Annotated in this window: 16 protein-coding genes and 1 tRNA gene; 1 reads left to right on the top strand and 16 read right to left on the bottom strand. The window is 60.5% G+C overall.

The annotated features are described in order from the left end of the window. Window positions 1-49: 49 nt before the first annotated feature. The 13 genes from N5C25_RS09610 to N5C25_RS09550 all read right to left on the bottom strand — a co-directional run bounded on the left by N5C25_RS09610 (window position 50) and on the right by N5C25_RS09550 (window position 16,801). Window positions 50-559, bottom strand: a complete 510-nt coding sequence (locus N5C25_RS09610) for a JAB domain-containing protein (protein WP_241898718.1) — start codon at window positions 557-559, stop codon at window positions 50-52. Beyond that, window positions 559-1,515, bottom strand: a complete 957-nt coding sequence (locus tag N5C25_RS09605; RefSeq protein WP_279936863.1) for a DUF932 domain-containing protein — start codon at window positions 1,513-1,515, stop codon at window positions 559-561. The genes N5C25_RS09610 and N5C25_RS09605 overlap by 1 nt, the downstream gene beginning before the upstream one ends. A 349-nt stretch (window positions 1,516-1,864) precedes the next feature. After that, window positions 1,865-4,600 carry a phospholipase D-like domain-containing anti-phage protein gene (locus N5C25_RS09600; RefSeq protein ID WP_053462292.1) on the bottom strand — a complete coding sequence of 912 codons (2,736 nt, stop codon included), beginning with the start codon at window positions 4,598-4,600 and terminating at the stop codon, window positions 1,865-1,867. 5 nt (window positions 4,601-4,605) lie between these two features. Continuing rightward, the gene (locus N5C25_RS09595; protein ID WP_279936862.1) at window positions 4,606-6,000 is read right to left on the bottom strand and encodes a hypothetical protein; all 1,395 of its coding nucleotides are present in this window, start codon (window positions 5,998-6,000) and stop codon (window positions 4,606-4,608) included. Next, window positions 5,997-7,346: an ArsA-related P-loop ATPase gene (locus tag N5C25_RS09590; protein WP_279936861.1), complete on the bottom strand. Its 1,350-nt coding sequence runs from the start codon at window positions 7,344-7,346 to the stop codon at window positions 5,997-5,999. The genes N5C25_RS09595 and N5C25_RS09590 overlap by 4 nt, the downstream gene beginning before the upstream one ends. Continuing rightward, the gene (locus N5C25_RS09585) at window positions 7,343-7,759 is read right to left on the bottom strand and encodes a hypothetical protein (RefSeq protein ID WP_053462289.1); all 417 of its coding nucleotides are present in this window, start codon (window positions 7,757-7,759) and stop codon (window positions 7,343-7,345) included. The genes N5C25_RS09590 and N5C25_RS09585 overlap by 4 nt, the downstream gene beginning before the upstream one ends. 10 nt (window positions 7,760-7,769) lie before the next feature. After that, window positions 7,770-10,700, bottom strand: coding sequence for an anti-phage-associated DUF1156 domain-containing protein (locus tag N5C25_RS09580; RefSeq protein WP_279936860.1), 2,931 nt, complete (start codon window positions 10,698-10,700; stop codon window positions 7,770-7,772). A gap of 14 nt (window positions 10,701-10,714) precedes the next feature. Further along, window positions 10,715-11,773, bottom strand: coding sequence for a macro domain-containing protein (locus tag N5C25_RS09575; RefSeq protein ID WP_279936859.1), 1,059 nt, complete (start codon window positions 11,771-11,773; stop codon window positions 10,715-10,717). Between the two features lie 17 nt (window positions 11,774-11,790). Then, window positions 11,791-12,441: a DUF4433 domain-containing protein gene (locus N5C25_RS09570; RefSeq protein WP_080375613.1), complete on the bottom strand. Its 651-nt coding sequence runs from the start codon at window positions 12,439-12,441 to the stop codon at window positions 11,791-11,793. Beyond that, on the bottom strand, window positions 12,438-13,064 hold the full coding sequence (locus tag N5C25_RS09565) for an anti-phage-associated DUF3780 domain-containing protein (RefSeq protein WP_279936858.1): 627 nt from the start codon (window positions 13,062-13,064) through the stop codon (window positions 12,438-12,440). The genes N5C25_RS09570 and N5C25_RS09565 overlap by 4 nt, the downstream gene beginning before the upstream one ends. 2 nt (window positions 13,065-13,066) lie before the next feature. Then, entirely contained in the window at window positions 13,067-16,192 is a 3,126-nt protein-coding gene (locus N5C25_RS09560; protein ID WP_053462285.1) for an anti-phage-associated DUF499 domain-containing protein, read from the bottom strand. After that, on the bottom strand, window positions 16,189-16,386 hold the full coding sequence (locus N5C25_RS09555) for a ribbon-helix-helix protein, CopG family (RefSeq protein WP_080375642.1): 198 nt from the start codon (window positions 16,384-16,386) through the stop codon (window positions 16,189-16,191). Before N5C25_RS09555 ends, N5C25_RS09560 begins: the two co-directional genes overlap by 4 nt. A 324-nt stretch (window positions 16,387-16,710) precedes the next feature. Then, window positions 16,711-16,801: transfer RNA gene (locus N5C25_RS09550), tRNA-Ser, on the bottom strand. Between the two features lie 164 nt (window positions 16,802-16,965). On the opposite strand from N5C25_RS09550, the gene N5C25_RS09545 reads away from it, so the two are divergent. Next, the gene (locus tag N5C25_RS09545) at window positions 16,966-17,670 is read left to right on the top strand and encodes a PP2C family serine/threonine-protein phosphatase (protein WP_019659519.1); all 705 of its coding nucleotides are present in this window, start codon (window positions 16,966-16,968) and stop codon (window positions 17,668-17,670) included. Between the two features lie 110 nt (window positions 17,671-17,780). On the opposite strand, the gene dnaQ is transcribed toward N5C25_RS09545, so the two are convergent. The 3 genes from dnaQ to N5C25_RS09530 are packed head-to-tail and all read right to left on the bottom strand — an operon-like array spanning window position 17,781 to window position 19,627. Beyond that, window positions 17,781-18,512 carry a DNA polymerase III subunit epsilon gene (gene dnaQ / locus N5C25_RS09540; protein WP_279936857.1) on the bottom strand — a complete coding sequence of 244 codons (732 nt, stop codon included), beginning with the start codon at window positions 18,510-18,512 and terminating at the stop codon, window positions 17,781-17,783. 4 nt (window positions 18,513-18,516) lie between these two features. Further along, entirely contained in the window at window positions 18,517-18,969 is a 453-nt protein-coding gene (gene rnhA / locus N5C25_RS09535; RefSeq protein WP_279936856.1) for a ribonuclease HI, read from the bottom strand. Window positions 18,970-18,982: 13 nt separating this feature from the next. After that, window positions 18,983-19,627: a hypothetical protein gene (locus N5C25_RS09530; protein WP_279936855.1), complete on the bottom strand. Its 645-nt coding sequence runs from the start codon at window positions 19,625-19,627 to the stop codon at window positions 18,983-18,985. Window positions 19,628-19,633 lie beyond the last annotated feature (6 nt).

Genomic DNA, 19,633 nt, shown 5'->3' with positions numbered 1-19,633 from the left:
GTGGGCAAGATGGATGGGCGAAGCGACAGCACTGATCGCTGCAGCTCTGTCAGACCATGCCTTGAGAGGCCATCGAGACCACCTCATGGCTGGTGACAACGAAATGGTCCAACAGCCTCACGTCCACGGTGTCCAAGGCAGCCTTCAGCCGCGCCGTGACTGCCCGATCTGATGCAGATGGCTGCAAGCTACCGCTTGGATGGTTGTGAGCCATGAGTACCGCCGATGCATTGTGTGCAAGTGCCCTCTGAACCACGATCCGAGGATGGACCTCGGCTCCATCAATCGTCCCTGAGAAAAGCCGCTCAACTGCGATGAGCTGGAACTGCGTGTTGAGAAAGGCGACCTCAAAATGCTCGCGGTCTTCACCCCCCAGACGTAGCCGGAAGAACAATGCGCTCTGGGTTGCTCCTCCCAGCACTTCCCCTGGCAACGATGCCCGTTTCTGCAGGATCTGCAGCGCCCTCGCAATCGTCCTGTCCTCACGTACCCGGATCCTGCTGTCTTCCTCTTTGGATCCGGCCCCTGATGTGGTCAAGTGATAGGCCTGCGCTTCCATCAGGCCACCAACTTCATCACTTCATCCCACGCGCGCTGCTTGAGCTGAGCTCCAGCACCGAACCATGCCGCATCACGGCGGTGATCATCGCTACGAGCTCGTCGGTGGTGGTCAACGTACTCCGTGACGCTGTTGAGTACACCCCAGGCCGTTGCACGGCTGGAAGGCAACAACGCGCCTCGACCGCCGCCCTCATACAGGGCACGGACACTGGCCAGCGCCTGTTCGTTGACGACCTCAGCGGCGCTGCCCTGGCCTTGGTAGGTAAGCACCCGTCGCAACAGACCATCGACCGTATCGGGGTTAACTGGATGGTCGCAGAGGGCTTTCATGCGAGCCACGAAGCTGTCCCAGGTCGAGACGGTGATCCCCAACTGGCGCTTCACAGCATCCGGGTCGAACTGACTACGATGCGGGACCTTGATGGCTCCGCTGCTGTCTCCCAGAGCGATCTGCAGGGTGTTGTTGCACACCACCCGCACCGAGGTGAACTGCGCCGTGGTGGCCAACGTACCGTCACAGGCAGTAGCAAGCAAAAGATAGCCATCCACCCGGTCACGTCCCTTGAGCGAAGTGCTCTGGCCCGTCCGAGCCATGGCCCAGAACTTCTTGCCACCCTTGAGCACCCCCGCCGTCTCCAGTTCAAAGCCACTGTGCTGCGTCAGATCACGGTAGAACTCCAGGATCTCTCCCGGCTGGACAACCTTGAACCGCTTGGAGACGACAGCCAGCGGCTTCCTGGTATCGGAGCGATAAAGCACCTTCTGCTCCGGGAAGGAGTGGATGGCACCGATGGCATTGCTACCCGTGATGAAACGGACCTCGGAGTCCTCGATCTGCCAATCCATGCCTGCCTGACGCTTCCAGACCTCAATGGGCTGGTGCTGTTCAAGCTTATTGCCCAGACCATGCCATGGCTTAGCGCCCGCATAGGCCATTGTTTCAATCAGATGCATCGTATTTTCCTCGCTTCTTACGACACAAACGCACAAGGCCCGGACGATGCCGGGCCTTGTGCGTATGCCAATGCAGTATCAATTAAAGGGTTCGATGTCTTCACTGCCCGAAGACAGAGCACACCGAGCAACCGCAGCGATGATGGAGGCTGCGACAACCAAAACACAGTACAGACAATCGGATCTTTCTTTCATACAGCCATACCCAAGGAAGATGCTTCATTGCGGAGCATCGACACGCGAAGCCAGCAACCACCGGCATCAACTGGGTAATATGTGTTTGAAATTTAATAGAATGATGATTTTCCTAATCAAAGTGAAAAAATCAGAAACTAACATCCCTAAAAAGCTAACTCCAAGCTGTACTCATCAGAGTAGCCAGATCGCGTCTTGATAGAACCTCCGTGAACTCACGCCAATCCTTGTCCGGTGGCATCATCGTGCCGGTGTAGCGTAGATCAAAGCCCGTCGCGGTTTTCTGCGCGTTGATGTAGTCATCCAGCTGCTCACCCAGCGTTTCGATGTCCTCGATCCACTCATCCTTGATGGTGTCTGGCAGCGACCCGAAGAGGTCGTAGCGGTTCTTCATGCGCTCGGAAAGGCGCTCGTAAATCTTTTCGTCCACGGTCTGCTCGAACACGAGGTTCAGCATGTCAACGGTTTCACGCCGCTGTCCGAAGCGTTTGATGCGGCCAATCCGCTGTTCGAGGCGCGTTGGGTTCCACGGCAGATCGACGTTAATTAGCGTTCCCAACGTTTGCAGGTTCAAGCCTTCGCAGGCGGCATCGGTAGCCACCATGATGCGAATCTGGTGCTCGGCGACCATCCGCTTCAGGGTTTCACGCTCGACACTAACGCTGTCACCACGTTGGTACAGACGGCTCCGGCCCGCACCCGCATAAAGGCCGACAGCTTCTTCCGGGTAACGCGACGCCAGCAAGTCCGCCAACCACTTCGCTGTGTCGTAATACTGACTGAAGATGATGACGCCCAATTCCAGCCATTTCTCCTTGTCGAGGAAGTGGACGACGGCCTCCATCTTCGGATCGGCTTCTAACCGCTCGAGTCGGGTAATCAGACGTTGAAGAACCTCGCGCTCCTCACCTGTCTCGACTGTGAGATCAACTTCCAATTCTTCGTCTTCCTCATGCTCGGCATCGCCTTGTAGCAAGCGCTGGGCCGACGCTAAGCCCGCGTGTACGCTGGAGCAGATGCGCTGCTCCATCATGTTCTTCATGAAACCGCTGCCTTTACCGCGTTTGGCCAGTGCCTTGCCGAACGCACGTGCTTCGCCGTACGCCTGCCTGAAGTCTTCGGACGTGCGCAGTGCTTTGCCCTCGAACAAGGCATCGAAAGCGCGCTGCTCCGATATTTGCCCTCGTTCCGGATGCACGTCCACGCCGACGCGAGCCAGTAGCCCAGCGTCTTCAAGCTGCTGGCGTTTGCGAAGAACGACATGGCGTACCAGCGGGTTTTCGCGCTGAAAAAGCGTTGCACCTGATATACGGCGCTCCAACTCCTCTTCCAGAATCTCCCGTGTTTCCTCCGTCAGATCTGCCAGCGAACGGTTGGTTTGCCACTCGCCGTTCTGCAAACCCAAGTCTTGCCGGATAGCTGAGAACAAGCGACGAGCGCGAGGCTCACTGGTTGATTCCGTGCGCGGAAGCGGCGAGCGCAACAGTTCCCACGCATGGGTGAGCGATTCGACCTCCACGCGGCCCGCGAGAATGTCAAGCACTTCGTCGGGTCGGTGCCACGTCGCCAGGTCGTGGCCGAGCACGAAACGGCCTGGGCCTTGATGCAGGATGCCAAGCAAGTCCCATAGATCAGCAGGGTTGGTCTGTATCGGCGTGGCCGTTCCCAGCAGCACGTGATCTGCCCGGGCGGCGATCTCGCGCATGAAGGCCAGCAGCTCATTTGGTGTTCCAGCTTCCTTTCCGAAGCCCTGGCGGGTTCTGGCTTTGTGCGCTTCGTCGAGAATCACTACGCCGAAGCGCATACCCAGCAGGTACTGCTTTTCCAGCGAGTCGCGCATCATCAAGCCGGTGGAGACAATGCCGATGCGCAACGGGCAATGAGCAATTTGCTCGCGCCCGGCAGGCGACAGCACTCGTTCGTCAGCATCCAGCCAGACTTTGCCAACGGTATCCCAGCGGGCGGTCGGGATGCCCAGCTTGTCCAGCATTTCGGTCTGCCATTGTTCGGTCAGCGTGGCAGGTGCAAAGATCACGACCGGACGACGCGGCCCATTGTCCTTGTCGGACAACAAGCAAAGCGTCAACGCGGCGGTAGCGAGCGACAGCGTCTTACCCAGGCCTACTTCGTCTGCCAACAGCAAGCGCACCGTGCCGTACAGACGCTGGTGGCGTAGGCACTCGGTCAGAAAGCCCTGCTGCCACGGCTGGAGTTGTTGACCTTCTCGGTACAGCGGTGATTCGATCAGGGCTGCAGGAGCAAGACTCTCGTCATCATCGATCTCGATAAACTCGATCTCACGCCGGTAGCCACGCCGATGTACCTCGCGAATCACGGCCTGCGGGAGGGACTTGGCGGCGTTCCAGAGGAAGTCGAATTCTTCCTCGATCCACGCCACGCCCTCTGGCGATTCGTCCTCCCACAGGATTTCGTAGTGGCGCTGCCAGCCGTTTCGAGTCTCATTCATCGACCCGAGGAACCCCAGCCTACGGCTATCAGCCAGGGTAATCACACCTGCCTTGCCATGCACAAAACCGCAGATATCGTCCGGTGCTATGCGCACCGCCTGCCCATGCTTGGCGAGGAAGGCGTCCAGCCGCCGATAGCGTTCGCGGTTCAGCAGTGCCTCGGCCTCCAGGGCGCGCTCGTTCCAGCGGCCGAGCATCTTGCTCTCGCGCAGTTGCGCCACTTTCAGATCGTCCGGGTGGATATCCACGTTGCAGACGATCTTGACCTCAGGAATGTGCTCCAGTGCTTCCCCTGCTACCTCGAACAAAGAACTGGTGAAGTAACCAGCGATGCGCTTGTAGCTTTTGGCACCGGCCAGATGCTGCATCAGGAAGCTAGCATCCAGCCGATGGGTACGCGAAGAGAAACGCCGAATGCTCATAAGTGTTAATTCTTGGGTTTCACGCCGCCGCGGCGACCCAAGCCGAAACCGACGCGGTACAGGTCGGGCATGTCGATGCGACCATCCTTTCTGACTTCCAACAATCCCAGGCGCTGCAGATCCTCACGTACACCGCTCCAGCCACGATCAACGTGCTGTGCGGGCAGCTGGGTAGTGCTAATGCCTTGTGCGCCGTCAGGAAACGCCTCTTGCCACTTAGCTAATACCACATCGAAATCAATTGGCACGTTCATACCGCTCAGAGCGGCGAGGACCTCAGGCACCCACGGGTAGTCTTCGGCCATTTCCTGCACACGGATTTCCGATGCCTTCTGAATGCCGCGCTTGATGCTCTCAAAGTGCAAGGCATGGTCATGCTGCGGATAGCGCTCGCTGGAATCTTCCGCCGCGCGCCTAATGGCTGCGAGGAAGGAGCGTGGCGAGGTCTGGCCGCGCCCATCGGCCAAATGACCCACCGACCATGTGTAGGGCACACCCCGACGCCGGTCACGCCCCATCCACGGCCCGGCCAGGGTTGCAAATGCCTGCTTTTGCGCCTCTGACTCCGATTTCATCGGCTGCGCGACACGCCACACGCCATTTTGCTGTTCGTGCGGACAAACATCGCGCAGACACACGCCACTTGGATCGGGCGCATTGATCAGACGTTGCCAGAGCAGGCCATGCAGGTCATGTCTGGCCCAAGTCAGTTCAGCCTTGGTGGCGGTGAGCTTGGAGGCATCCGGGAAATTGAACACGGTGCGCTCGGCCTGGTCCTCACGCAAGAACACCTTGGCGTACAGACCGGCAAAGGCCTTCAGCCAAAGCGTTGCCCGCAGTAGACCGCGCACGATGCCGTCCATGCGCCGCCAGTCGGTGCTGGTGCGATCCAGCGCATCAAAGAGCACCAAGCCTTTCCAGTTACGTGGACGTTGCATCAATCGCGCCGCGTCTTCCGGCTGTTGCTTCAACCAATTGACCGTTGCTTGCCAGCTGGTAAGCGGAATCTGCTCGCCGGCCTTTTGCGCAACCCTGCGCACAATCACGGCGCGCCACAAATCATAGGGGTCGCCATCCTGGTCAAGAAAAGCGGCAAAAACGTCGGCATTCGGATAGTCGTCAATGGCCTCGGCATTGCTGAAGCCGACGAAAACTTCAATGCCCTGCAACTCAGTGACCGCAGTGCCCAGTTGCTGGAGAAGCGGGTTCGATTGCAGGGCTGCCGTCCAGAATGATTTGCCCACGCCTCGCCCCCCTACAACAACGTGCGCATCCAACCTCAATGCCTTGAGGTGCGAAGGGGGTAGATACAAGGTTCCGGCTTGCGGGGTTTCCGCGAAATTGCTGGTTTCCAGGGGCGCGGCCAGAATGGCTTCGCGCAACTGCTGAGCTGACGTCATGACAAACTCCTTGATTCAATGGCGTCGCGCACACCGCCGATCAGCGGGCCGAAAACGGTCTGCACCTCCTGCGCATCAATGCTGGCGAGCCGACCCTGCAATGAGCGCAGACCGGCAAAACTGCGGTGCCAGTTCACTGCCCACGGGTAGTGGGGCGCGCCTTCATCCGCCTCGTCAAAGTTCCAGCCTTCTACCAGCTCCTCAACCCGCCACTTCCCGTCACCGCTCGCGCTCGGCCCGATGGCGGCTGGATTGGCCGGCGCAATCTCGTCGTAGAGGCTGTCGGCAAAAATGCCATATGCGCTCTCGCGCAAGCCCTCCAGATAAGTCACCCGATCCAGCTCAGGCACGATGGCGCCTACAACCTTCAGGCGCTCACGGATTTCTTCGGCCACCTGGGCACGCTGCCATTGCTCGAACAGCATTCGATAACCGTTCCAAGTCTGCTCACCTTCGAGCGCAAACAGCAGAATCAGATTTGCACCCATATCAGTGATGCAAGCAGAGGCGATTTCGTCGATGCCGGAGCGCGAGTCGATCAGCAGCACATCCGGCTGGATACGCGCCTCCAGCGTATGCAACAAGCGCTCAAGCCGAGCCGACCACGCCTCGCGCCTTCCATCAGCGTGCAATTTGGGCATCCAGACGCGGCCCAACTTTGCGATGTATTCACCGTGTTTCGCACCATGAGCAGGAACAACATGGATTTCACCGTCATGAGAGAGATTGCTGGTAGCAACCATGCTGTCGAGAACGACATCGCCGTTGCCCACCATGTCTTCAACTAGCCAGTCGGTGATGCCGTACATCGGCTGCCGTTCCACCGGCAATAACGCGGAGGACAGTCCGGGCGACTCCAGGTCAAGGTCCAACACCAGCACCCGCTTGCCAGCCTGCGCCAGTTGCCACGCCGTGGCAGCCAGCGCCGTAGAGCGGCCAACGCCGCCCTTGATGGAAAAGAACACAATGCGCGGAGCACCTTGCGTTTCCGGCGCGATACGCGCCCAGTTGGCCTCGGTGGCCAGTCGGTCCACCACCCACACGTTCTCGAATCCGTTCACGTCATAGCTGGATGCGCCCTGCCTAGCCTGCTCTAGATTGGCTTCATACAAAATGCCCATCGCCGGCTGATAAGCGTGCGGCGCCAGGCGCTCGGCCAGTGCTTGGTAAACAGCCTCGATAGTCGCACGCAGGCCCTGGTCCTCGCGGACTTGCTCTGGTGCAATAAAGCGCACTCGCCCGTTAAGGTCGCGATTGATGATCAACCATTCCAGCCGCGACAGTGTGTCGCGATGAGCCGCCAGCACCCCAGTGGTGATCGGCAGAATCTGATCGAAGGTGGTCATAGCAAGCCCTCGTATTGCGCCTTGGTAATCAGGCTGCGTACTGTCTGAGCGCCGGCTTGATGCCCCTGCGCTCGCGCTTGATCGAAGTTGGACTGATGGGCATAGCGATCGGAAACGCCCCAGTCTGCAAATGGATTACCGGGCGACAGCGCATAGCTCGTCCCTTGCGCATGGCCGCTGCGATAGCTCTCGAAACGCGCCCAAGTGCCATCCGCATGCACCCGGTCCTGTTGGCTGGCAGGTCGATCCTTGATTGCATCGTATTGCATTCCAAACGCCAGCATCAGCCGCTTCATTCCACACTCCGCCGCCATGCCGTACAGATGATCGGCATTGGCCCAGCGCTGCGACTGAAACAAGCGTTCCGCATCATCCCAATGGCGTTCATGTGCATCGAGAAAATCCGCCTGCATGTAATTTCCCTCAATCGCCGAAGCGCATGTTCTTCAAACGCGCACCCAACACCTCGGCGGCAGAGCGCACCTCAGATTCGGGCGCTTTGCGCTCGATGAAGCCCAGCATGTCCACAAGCAGGGATCGGGCCTCCAGGAAGTCCGCCATCTCGGATCGCAGTTGTTCGACGATAACTTGCGCCTCCGTGTCCTTGAGCAGCTGTTGCAATGCGATGATGAGCTGACCCAGCCGCGTCACGCCGATCTCGGCGGCATCTGTCAGATCGCGCGAAGCGTATTCGCTGACGCGCTTGAGGCGTGCGTTGTTGGGGCGCATGTCGCCCATCACGCGGCTGTAGTCCGTCACGCGGAACGCCTTGGCGAAGTTCTGATAGTTGTCCAGCTTGGACGTGCCTGCGGTTTCCATGTCCATCATCCGCAGTACAAAGCGTTCGATGCCAGTGAGGCGCCCCCACGCGTCGGCGGTGAGGCCCTCTGGAACGAGCAGGCTGGATGCGGTTTCCGCTGCCTGCTGGACGATTTCGTCCACCACGGTCACTTCACCCCGTGCGCGCGGGCGCAGGGCAAAGGTGGTGACGTCCTCGTCGCCGATGCGTGTGTAGGCGGTCAGCACCTTGAGCGCTGCCGCATAACCGGCCATCTGCAAATCGGAGTCGCCCCACACCGGCTCACCGTGATGGGCGGCCACGGTGTCGTTCAAGTGCATCATGGTTTCGATCTGGCGCGCCACTTCCTGCCGCACAGCGGGTAGCAGGCGCTGTTTGAAGCCAGTTCGCTCGCCAGCCGCTCGCTTCTTGAGCATCAGGATGACGGTGCCTTGGACAAAGCTTCCCTTCTTGATGGCTGCATTGGTTTCCGTTGCGATGTACCACGCCGCCACAACTTGTAGGCCCGCAGCCCAGAAGATGCCGATCAGGTCGCCCCAGACGGCGCTGTCCTGATGGGTAAACATCACGCACTGCATGCCGTTGTCAGGCATGTGATCGGCCATTGCTTTGTAGGCGGCAGCCATGCCACGTCGAAACTCGTCGTGTGACCCCTTGATCGCCAGTGCGCGGCGCGAATCCCACACCCAGTCATCGAAGGGTTTGGGTGGGTTCTTGCGCAACCAGGCAATGAAGTATTCGGTGATCTCGTGGTAATTCACCGCATCCGCATAGGGTGGATCGGTGATCCAGATATCGGCGTCGTCTTCAAGCTTGGCTGCATCACGGCACTTGATCGACCGGCGAGTCTCTGGAAGCGGACTGTTGGCAAAGCCGAACGACCGGCCTGCTTCGTGGCTGAAAAAGCAACGGATGCCGTAGTTGTAGAACGTGTTCAACGCTTGGTTGTAGAAGACGTTGTTGGTCTTCTCCCAATGGTTCATCCAGTTGGCGATCCGGGAGTTCCAATCCAGCGACTTGGCGTTGAAGACGTAGTCTTCCGGCGTGCGATGCTGGAAGTAGCGCGAGATCAGAAGAAGCTGGCGGGCGTTGAACAAATGGTGCCAGTGCGTCCAGCCGCGTTCACGGAATAGACGCGTCGTTTCGTCCCCGTGTTCGATGGCCATATCCGGAACCAGTCCTTCATCCTGCCACTGGCTCAGCTTTTCGGCGACGAGCGTTTCCACGCGGCGCTCACATTCCCAATCGGCGTCGGTCGGGGCGGCAAACCAAGTCTCCTGCCGGGACTTGGTGAGCGAGTCCTTGGCGATCCAGTGAATGGCGTAGAGCCGTTCCTGAAACACATCATCAGGGCGAGGCTTGAAATCGTTCTTCTCCCAACGGCGTAGGCGGTTGCCCGTGCTGCCATCGGCATTCCGATAGTCGCCGCGCAGCGTCTTGATGGGCGTGCGATAGGTCTTTCCGTCCAGCGTATAGACCATGTCGCCGTCTTGTACCGTACCCTGATCAGCAGCCGCTGCTTCCTTGTCCGAAACGCCACTGACAATCTCGATGTCGAATCGCTTGTTGCCGTGATCCGGCTTCAGGCGAGCGATGATGTTCCGGCCCTTAGAGATCACCCACGAGGGAGACAGAGGAACCATCCATCCCGTCTCCGGGCAACGGGCTTCTACGCAATAAAGATATGACTTGGCTCGATTGCCTTGCTTGTCGTGCTCGATGCCCAGCTTCGTAATCTCCGCATCCACCGACTTGGCAACACGTTCCTGTGACTTCTCGATTTCTTCGCGTCGCTCCGGGCTTGAACCAATGATGTTCAATGCGCCCCAAGTCAGCATGCATGCGATGGGATTGAGGTCGGAGGCATACACGTCGCAGCCGATGCGCGCAGCCTCAAAAGGGATGGAGCCGCCGCCGCTAAAAGTGTCGCCCACGCGGGCGCGGTGGCCGTAGCGCAATACGCCCAGCTGTTCCACCAGCTCGGGCAAGGACTGCACGCTCAAACCGAGATGAGCATAGTGACGGTTGACCTCTGCCCACACCGGGGCGAAGAGCCAGTCTTGATCCAGTTCTTCGGGGCGTTTGCTGATGCTGGCCTTTTCTTCGTAACCTGACAGGGTGGCCAGCGCCTGGCGGTACAGCACCAGCTTGTCGTCATCGGTGATGTCGCGTCGCCAACCACGTCCGCCAAAGTAGCGCTCCGGGTCCGAGATGGGGATCATCTCCTGGAGCTTGGACACCGAGAACGCGTTGGCAGCCAATGCCCGCCGGGCCAATCCTTCATCGTCGAAGGCCATAAGCTTTTCGAAGATGGCGAGATCGGCTTCCGCGTCGTCAGTGGGCGGTAGCAGAGTGCCAAGCACGATGGCTCGCACCAAGATCAGTGGCTTGCGACCCTTCCAGTAGGAGCCCAGCCCGGTCAGGGTTTGGCCAAGATTTGCCTTCCGCTCCTTTTGTGCCTCGAACGACACCTTCTGGGCGGGAAAAACCGACTCGATTAGCGCGGGCGCATCTTTCAGGGCCAAGGGCGTGAGAGTGATTGTTGTTTTTTGCATTCCCTGATGAATCCTTAATGGGCCGAAGCCACGTCAGGTGATAGCCAGCCGTGGGAGCGCAGCCGCTCTTCGGCAATGGCAAGCTGGCGCGGGGTGAACTGCTGCTTGCGTACGTTCCAGCTGTAGACCTGACGTTCCACGCTTTCGTGCTGTGTGGCACCCTCGCGGCTCATCACCCAATGCACTGTGGCGAGGAGTTCTAGCCCGTAAGGTGATTCGAAGCCCTCGACCAGCTTGGTGACGCGCTCGAAACGGGCGCGGCTGATGTCGTGCTGATCCAGGTAATCCTTGGCGTCTTCCACCGCACCGGGCACCAGCGTGAGCGGCTTGTCCGGCGCATCGCCGCCGTCGGCATAACCCGCGATCAAATGGCCTTCCACCGCCTTCAGCACATGCCGAAGGTTCTCGGCGTAAGGGCCGTAGTGATGCTTGACGTACTGGAGACGCAGCGGCTCGCCTGCTTCCTGCATGAAGTACATCAGCTTGTGGACTTCCAGCAGGTTGACAAAGGGGTCAAGTAGGCCGCCAAGATAGCGCTGCATCAGTTCCACCAAGGCGGCGCGACCCGCCGTCATCTTGGGTACCTCGCGCACGTGTGCCATCTTGTCGTTGGCAGGGGCTCCCTTGGGCTCAAACACCAGCACGCGTACTTCGGCAAGCTCTGCCAGGGCGCGCTCAATGCGTGGTCGCACCTCGTTCCAGTCCAGCCCGCCCAGGCCTGCGCCCAGGGGCGGAATGGCGATGGAGTGAATGCCCTTGTCGCGTATGACATTGACCAGATCGACAAGGCCCGCATCGATGTCTTCAATACGGCTCTTGCCGCGCCAGTGGCGTTTGGTCGGGAAGTTGATGATGAAGCGCGGCAATGTGAGCTGCCCCGTCTCAAAAACGAACATGCGACCAGTGTGCACGGCTTCGCGTTTGCAGGCGGCCTCGTAAGCCTTGAAGTTTTCGGGGTAGACATTCTTGAACTGCAAGGCGATGCCACGCCCCATCACGCCGACGCAATTGACGGTGTTGACCAGTGCGTCGGCCTCACACTGGAGGATGTCGCCCGAGGTGTACTCGATCATGGCTGTGCTCCTCTCATTCAGTAATACCAGTCCGGGCGCACTTCGACCGGAGGCCGGTGTCCGTGCGCCGGAAGGGCGTTGACGACTTGTCGATAGACCGTGGCCGACTGCACGCCGATGCGTTCGATCAGGTGCCACGGAAAATGTTGCTCCAACAGGAACTCGGCTTGTTTGCCTTCTTTCAGGCCGCCACTCCAGTTGTTCGCCTGCACCGCCGCCCAGTTGATTTCACCAAGACGCGCCAAGTCATTGCGGTCTTCAAAAAAATACGATCCGGCGTTTGATAGCGTGAACGCCCAGCGAGCGGGTTGCGCGTTGGCCCAGGCCACAACTGCGCCCAAATCCGCTTGCAAGTGGATGATGGGTTCCTGACCACCTTTATAGGCCAGTTCTGCATTGCGCCGGTGGATCAAATACAGCATCACGGAGCGCGGACAGAAGTAAAACGGCACGCAGGCACCGACGAACAAGCCGGGGTGGCTGGCAAGTTGAAGCTCGGTCAGTCGGCGCTGTTTGATGTGGTTCATGCCCACCATCGTTCCGCCCAGCGCCTGCGCTTGAACCAGCGCATCCGACAAAAGCCCGCCCGTCGCCACGATGGACGGCAGACGATCCACATGGGCAATGTGATAAATCTTCGGCTGCTGGGGCACGGGCACGGCGTTCATGGCGCGTCTTCCCCGAACAGGCCCAAGGAGATCTGGACAGCGTCTTGTTCCGACTTGACACGTCGCGCACGCGGTGCAAGCAGTTCGCTCTGCGCCACATCGCCCAAGGCGTGTTTGAGCGCTGCGCGCCAGCCCTTGCCCCCATCCATCACCCCGCCGGTGCTCATGGCCGTCATGCCAAACAGCCACCAACGTTCCTCCGGGCGCAGCGCCAACCAGTTGCGCACAGCGACTTGAATCTTCTCCATCTCCATCTGCTCGACGGCCCAGGCCAGTACGCACAATTCCTTGCCGAGCAGGCGATCCACCGGGTTGTCGCCGACCTTCCACGTACCAGGCTTGATGCCGTGCGCGGCCAGACGAGCGTTGAAGGCTCGTTGAACTTCGGCGCGGATGGCGGACCAGCGCGGCCGATCCAGTAGAACGCGGTCGATCACTGCGTTGTCGTTGCTTGCAGACTGCAAGCCAAGGTGTTCGCTGATCTGAACTTTGCCCGTGCTGGCCTTGGGAATAACGACCTTGAAGTGATGAGGATCAGAAGTCGCAGGCACGCCAAAACCCAGCGTGTGCAGCACTTGCGCACGTGCCTTGGGCAATGGTGTGTTACCTGCAACTTTGGACATCCTCATTCCTCCTGATTGATGTCGCCCGGCTTCAGCTCTATACCGGCGAGCTTGGCGAACTCTTTGAGTGCAAAGCCGGTATCGAAGGCGATGCCGTCGGCAATGGCAATGTTGAGCGGGGCGTCGGGCTCCTTGAGCACATCGCGCAGGCTGTTGACCACGCCTTCGATGATGGCGGCGGTGACTTCGCGCTCTTGGAAGCGCACGGTTACGGTGTTCTCGCCCTCACCGATTTCGACGCGCACGCCTTTGAAGCGCGTGCCCGGCTGGTCGCGAAAGCGGTTGATGACGCTGAAGACACGGTCGGTGGAGTCAAGCGCAACGCGCTTGCTTTGTAGGCGTGCAGGCTTGCTGTCGACGATCTGCACGGTTTTGTCGCCGCTGGCCGGGATCTGGAAGTCCGCTGTCTTGTTGGCCTCGCCCGCGCGGGCAAACACCAGCAGGCGGGCACTTGCGGAACCGATCTCGAACGGCGCGTCGTAGCGGGTGCCGTCTTTGGGATTGGAGCCGTCCAGGGTATAGAAGATGTCGGCGTGCGGTGTAGCTGCCAGGGTGACGCGGCGCTTGTCCGCCGCAGGCTCGATCTGATGACGAATCTTGAGATCGGCCAGCCAGCGAGTGGCGGGGCCGCTTTCGTAGCGCCCGGTGGGCTCCTTCACCATGAAGTAGACCGTGCCCTCGCCGGTGGCGAAGTTATCCAGGTCTTCGACTTTGTTGTCCTTGTCGGAAACGTCGGGCTTGCTCGACCAATAGACGATGGGGCTGTCGCCCGCGTGGCGAGGCGTGAGGCTCAGAATCGTTTCGCCGGTGTCTGGCTTGACGTTGATGACCGAGACGTTGACGGTTGCCTTGTCCTTGGGGAACGGGCCCTTCTCGATGTAGCCATCCTCACCCAAACGCCAGCGGCCTTGCTTCAGGGCTTCGGTCTTGAGCGTGTCGAGGCCGCTGGAACCCGGCATCCACGGCCAGATCGGCGAGCACTTGGCGCGGGTGGTGACATCCTTCCAAGGGGTGCGGCGGTTGTCCTTGCCGGACGGCCACAGGTACTCCTCGGCCTGCGCGAAGCATTCGTCGAAGTTGTCCTTGCCTAGCTCGGCTACGAGTTTGTAGTCGGCGCGCGGGCTAGCCAGCAGTTTTTCGATCTGCGCCTCAGCGGACTGATCGCCCTGGCCAAGCTTGAGGCCCTGATCAATAGTGACTCCAGCCAAGACGTCACGCCCATCCACCGGGTCGTTGGCTGGGAAATAAATCCGGTTGTAGGCTGCCGACAGGGCCTTGCTGAAGCGATCCTCGGATTCCTCGAAGCGGTCGCGGGCCTCATCAAACAGAGTGTCACCGGGCTTTAGGCGTTTGTGGATTTGCTCGATGGCATACAACTCGCGCAACCGCTCCTCAACTGCGTCGGCTAACAGGCTGTCCTGGCCGCTCAGCACCAGCAGGTTATTCTTCTCCTGCTGGTAATCGAAGAAGTTTTGCAATTCGCTCGGCGGCACCTTGCCATCCGGCTTGATAACGATCAGCGTGCGCGGGCCACCGAGCTTGAGTTCATCCAGCCGGGGCAGTACCTGCACGGCCTGATAGGCGATTTTGCTGACCGGGGCAAGGATGCCCGAAAGGCGATTGATGAGCGCCTGATCGACCTTGGTTTGCGGAACTTCCTTGGCGTTGCGCTCGATCTGGCGCGAGAGATTCTCGGTTTCCTTGATGAAGAAGCGTTGCTCTTCACGGTGGAGGTACCACGCCGATTCGCGCAGGCGCTGCAATGCCTGCAGGAACTCGTCGGGCTTGCGTTGCGGCGCAGCCAGGAACTCGATCAACTCGCTTTCGGAGAGACCGATACGGCCACCGACAGCACGCGACAGGCTGGATGACAGCAGCAAGGTCATGACCTGCTGCGCGGCATCGTCTGCCAGTTCGATGTCGATATGCTCGGCGATGGCGTTGCCCGCATCTGCGATATCGCGCGTCACAGCCGGCATCAGCTTGGGCGCAATACGCTCGATCTCGTCCTTGACCTGCTCGTCGTTCAAGTTCAGATGCTGTGTGCCGATCAGGAAGACATCGTCGGCTTCGCGCTCACTCACACTCTTGAGCAAGCGTGCGGTGAACTGCATCAGGCCACGGGTCTGGCGGAAGCCTTCGTTCTCTTTGAACAGCGCGACAAGGTGCTTGAAGGACGGGTGGAAGGGATAGGTTTCCCTGACCTGCTCGGCGATTTGCTCGATGCTGCTGGCGACTATATAGCCGCCATCCTCGGCCTTCTTGATCTGCTGCGCGTACTCCTCCGCAATGTCGGAGATGACGCGTTCGTCCGGCAGTTCGTCGATGAGACGCTTCTTCAGGATCTCGTAGATTTCGTTGCCCGCCAGTTGCACAGGCGTGATGGTCATCGCCTGGCGGCGGGTTTCCTGCTGCAGGTTGGAGATGGCATCAGCCAAGGCCTTTGTCTGAGCCTTGTAACTGCCCGAGAGGTTTGCAACCACGATGGCGCAATTAGGCAGTTCTAGCGCAGCACTCATCAGGCTGGAGAGGCTGTAAACCGCCATGTTGGCAAGCGTGCCTTGGCCAAACACCTGAGTGCTGGCGTTGTCCAGATAGGGCGGCAGTTCATCGAGCAAGATCAGCGTCGGCTTGTCGCCGATGATTTCTTTCCACTGACGCTGATCGACGGCCTTGGGGCCGTTCGCCCAATAGGGCTTGATGGCTTCTGCAGCTCCAAGTTGGGTGGCGATCTCGCCCCAGATGAAGTTGTCGGGGTTGTTGCGACCGTTGAACGCAGCAATACGCGCTTGGCCAAACTCGATGCGCGAGGCCAGATCCGCAGGCAGAACATCCTTGCGCAGATGCGAATGGCGGGCGAGCAAGCCCAGCGCGATCATCATGTGCGTTTTACCGCCACCCATCGCTTGGGTCAGCTCGAAGACGGCCTGGTCGGACTTGCCGGACAGTCGCAGCAGAGCTTCGCGGAAGAGCTGATCCATGCCGTGGGTGACGAAGTTACGCGAGAAGAACTCGCTGCCATCGCCAGCGTCATTGATGAGGTCTGCGAGGTTCTCGATGCCCTGAGCCATACGATAGTCACGGATGACGGGATTGAACCTGCAGGCCTGCTTGACAGTCTTGATCATGAACGCACTCCGTTGCTGTTTGGTTTTCCGACCGAGCGCTCTACATCAATGCCATGTCGCTCGCAGTGGCTGCGTATAAGAACTTCGATCATGTTCGCAATCGATCGATGCTCATGCTCAGCCGCAACTCGAAGAGCCTCCTTCAAGTCTGGATCGATCCGAAGTGTCAGTGTGGCAGTCTTGGACGTGGCCATAGCCCCCCAGGGCGGCTGCATATGTACTGCGGTATACAGTACCAAAACATCAGCTAATTTTGTCAGCATCGTCTAGCTACTGCCATTCATTTGAATGGCCAGCGAAGCCTATCGCAAGGCACACAGCGACGTGAGCTGCTCCGTATAGCGATCTATGGCATGCAAACGTCCCTTTCAGCAAGGCACACCATCTGTGCCAATTGCAGACGCGCCCCGTCCAGATGGATCCAGCAGCAGCCAGCCCCCGATGGCATACCAGATGGCATACCAGCCAGGCCACAAATGAAAAAAGCCCTTGAAATTCAAGGGCTTAGTTCAAGTATCTGGCGGAGAGGGGGGGATTCGAACCCCCGAGGCGCTATAAACGCCTGCCTGATTTCGAGTCAGGTACATTCAACCACTCTGCCACCTCTCCGGGTGGTCCCCGGCGGACCGGGGACGCGCATCATACGAGGAAGTGAGGCCGACGACAAGTCATTCCGGCCCATGAAGTGAAAATTTCCTGGGCGCATGCCTTGCCGGATGCGTGCGGCCACCCGATGATGCCTGTCTCCCCAGCAACACCCTGCCCCAGCCCCCATGATCGAATTCGGACACCTCACCCACCCCGGCATGCGCCGCGAGCTCAACGAGGACACCTACTACGGTGACAGCGAGCTGGCCCTGTGGCTGGTGGCCGATGGCATGGGCGGGCACGCCTGCGGTGAAGTGGCCAGCGCGCTGGCACGCGAAACCATCGTGCGCGAGATACGCCGTGGCGCGCCATTGGCCCAGGCCATCCGCACCGCCGACGAAGAGATCATCCGCACCTCACGCCGTCGCAATGACAGCCTGCCGATGGGCACCACCGTGGTCGCCGCGCGCGTGCAGGGCAACCGCTATGAAGTGGCCTGGGTCGGCGACAGCCGCGCCTACCTGTGGCGCGATGGACAGCTGGCACAGCTCAGCCAGGACCACAGCGTGGTGCAGGAACTGGTCGCGCAGGGAAACCTGACCGCCGAACAGGCGCGTGCGCATCCGCATCGCAACGTGGTTACCCAGGCGCTGGGCGTGACCGATCCGGCACACCTGAACGTGGCCACCACCAGCGGTGAACTGCGCCCGGGAATGCAGCTGCTGCTGTGCAGTGACGGCCTGACCGAGGAGGTGGACGACCGCAGTATCGCCCGCACCCTCGCCTACGAAGATGCCAGCGCGCAGGAATGCGTGGACACGCTGGTCGCAGCCGCACTCGACGGCGGTGGCCGCGACAACATCAGCGTGATCCTGGTGCGCTGCCATTGACCGGTAGATCCACGCCACGCGTAGATGCGGTAATGCCGGCCGCTGGCCGGCTCACCGGGAAACCCCGTATCACGTAGATGCCGGCCAGCGGCCGGCACTACCTCGATGTATTACGCGCTGACGGGTTCTTCCACCTTCGGGCCATCCCACAGCGCGTGGCCGGCCTTCTTGCGCAACCGCTCCAGCCGCGCGGCATGCGCTTCCAGCTCCGACCGCGTGGCCACTACGCGCGGGCGCGGCAGCAGCTTGCTGGTATCGAAGGCCTGCAGCGCCGCACCGGCGCCACCGCCATCGTCATCCCCCAGGCCGAATCCGATCTCTTCCTGCCCCGAGGTCAGCGCGATGTAGACGTCACCTAGGATCTGCGCATCGAGCAGGCCGCCATGCAGCGCACGGTGCGAATTGTCCACGCCCAGCCGCTTGCACAGCGCATCCAGCGAATTGCGCTGGCCCGGGAAGCGCTCGCGCGCCATCACCAGGGTATCGATCACCGTGCAGCGATCGGTGATCTTCCCGTACTGCGGGCCCAGCAACGACAGTTCGTTGTCGAGGAAGCCCAGGTCGAACGCCGCGTTGTGGATGATCAGCTCGGCGCCATCGATGAAGGCAAGGAATTCATCGGCGATCTGCGCGAAGTCCGGCTTGTCAGCCAGAAACTCCAGGGTCAGGCCGGTGACTTCCTGCGCGCCCTGTTCGAACTCGCAGTCCGGCTTGATGTACTGGTGGTAGTTGTTGCCGGTCGGGCGGCGCTTGAACAGCTCCACGCAGCCGATTTCGACGATGCGGTTGCCCTTCTTCCACTCCAGGCCGGTGGTTTCGGTATCGAGGATGATCTGACGCATGGGCTCAGTTTACCGGGCTGGCGTCGCGGATCTGGATGGCCGCGTTGCGGGCCAGGGTATCCACCCGCTCATTGTCCGGATCGCCGGAGTGGCCCTTCACCCAGCGCCAGTCGATCTGGTGCCGCAGCGTGGCCGCATGCAGGCGCTCCCACAGCTCGCGGTTCTTCACCGGCTCACCGCCGGCGGTCTTCCAGTTCTTGCGGATCCAGCCCGGCATCCACTGGGTCAGCCCCTGCCGCACGTACTGCGAATCGGTGTAGAGCACGATGTTGCACGGCTCGGTCAGCGTCTCCAACCCGGAAATGGCGGCCATCAGCTCCATCCGGTTGTTGGTGGTGTGCGCTTCGCCGCCGCTCAGTTCACGCTCATGGCCCTTGTAGCGCAGCAGTGCAGCCCAGCCGCCGGGGCCGGGATTGCCAAGGCAGGAACCGTCGGTGTGGATTTCGATGCTTTTCAATACAACTCCAGAATCAGGTGGCTACGGTGCCGTGCCAGCGCACCGGCAGCGGTGTCGGCCCGGGCAGGGCCAGCGTGCGCTTTTCAGCATGGAACAGGCAGGCCGCGCGCAGTGGCGCCCACCCGCCCGGGCGACGGCTGCCGGCACCGCGCCAGAGGGGGCCGATGTAACGCATATCGTCGCACTCCAGCCCGTGGCGGCCGAGCAGCAGGCGAATCCGCTGCGGCGTGCGCACCACCAGTCCGTGCTGGCGCCAATGTGTACGGTAGGGGCTGAACGGGTTGAGGCTGCTCAGCCACAGGTGGCCGCCCGGCATCAGCACGCGCTCGCACTCATCCAGCAGCTGGTCGGCATCGCCGGTGGTCACATGCTGCAGCACGATCGCGTTGACACTCTCGTTGGCCAGCGGCAGCGGCAATGCGCAGCGGGTATCGCCGGCATAGCCCTGCCCCTGCCGGAACAGGCGCAGGCCACGCCCGCCGAGCTGCGCATCATCAAGCCAGCACGCGCTTGGCGCGATCCACAACCAGGGTTGTGCCGGCAGCACTGACAGCTGCGGCAGCAGTAATTGCCGCTCCAGCATGCGCAGGGATTCCGCCGGTTCACTGTCGAACCACGGGGTCTGGCTCGCTTGACGGGTGCTCTGCAGCGCGGGCATGGTCCA

It is taken from the genome of Stenotrophomonas sp. GD03958 (assembly GCF_029839005.1).
In the GTDB taxonomy this organism is placed as follows: Bacteria; Pseudomonadota; Gammaproteobacteria; order Xanthomonadales; family Xanthomonadaceae; genus Stenotrophomonas; species Stenotrophomonas hibiscicola.
Note: the sequence above shows the minus strand (reverse complement) of the source record. Positions and strands in the feature narration are given on the sequence as shown.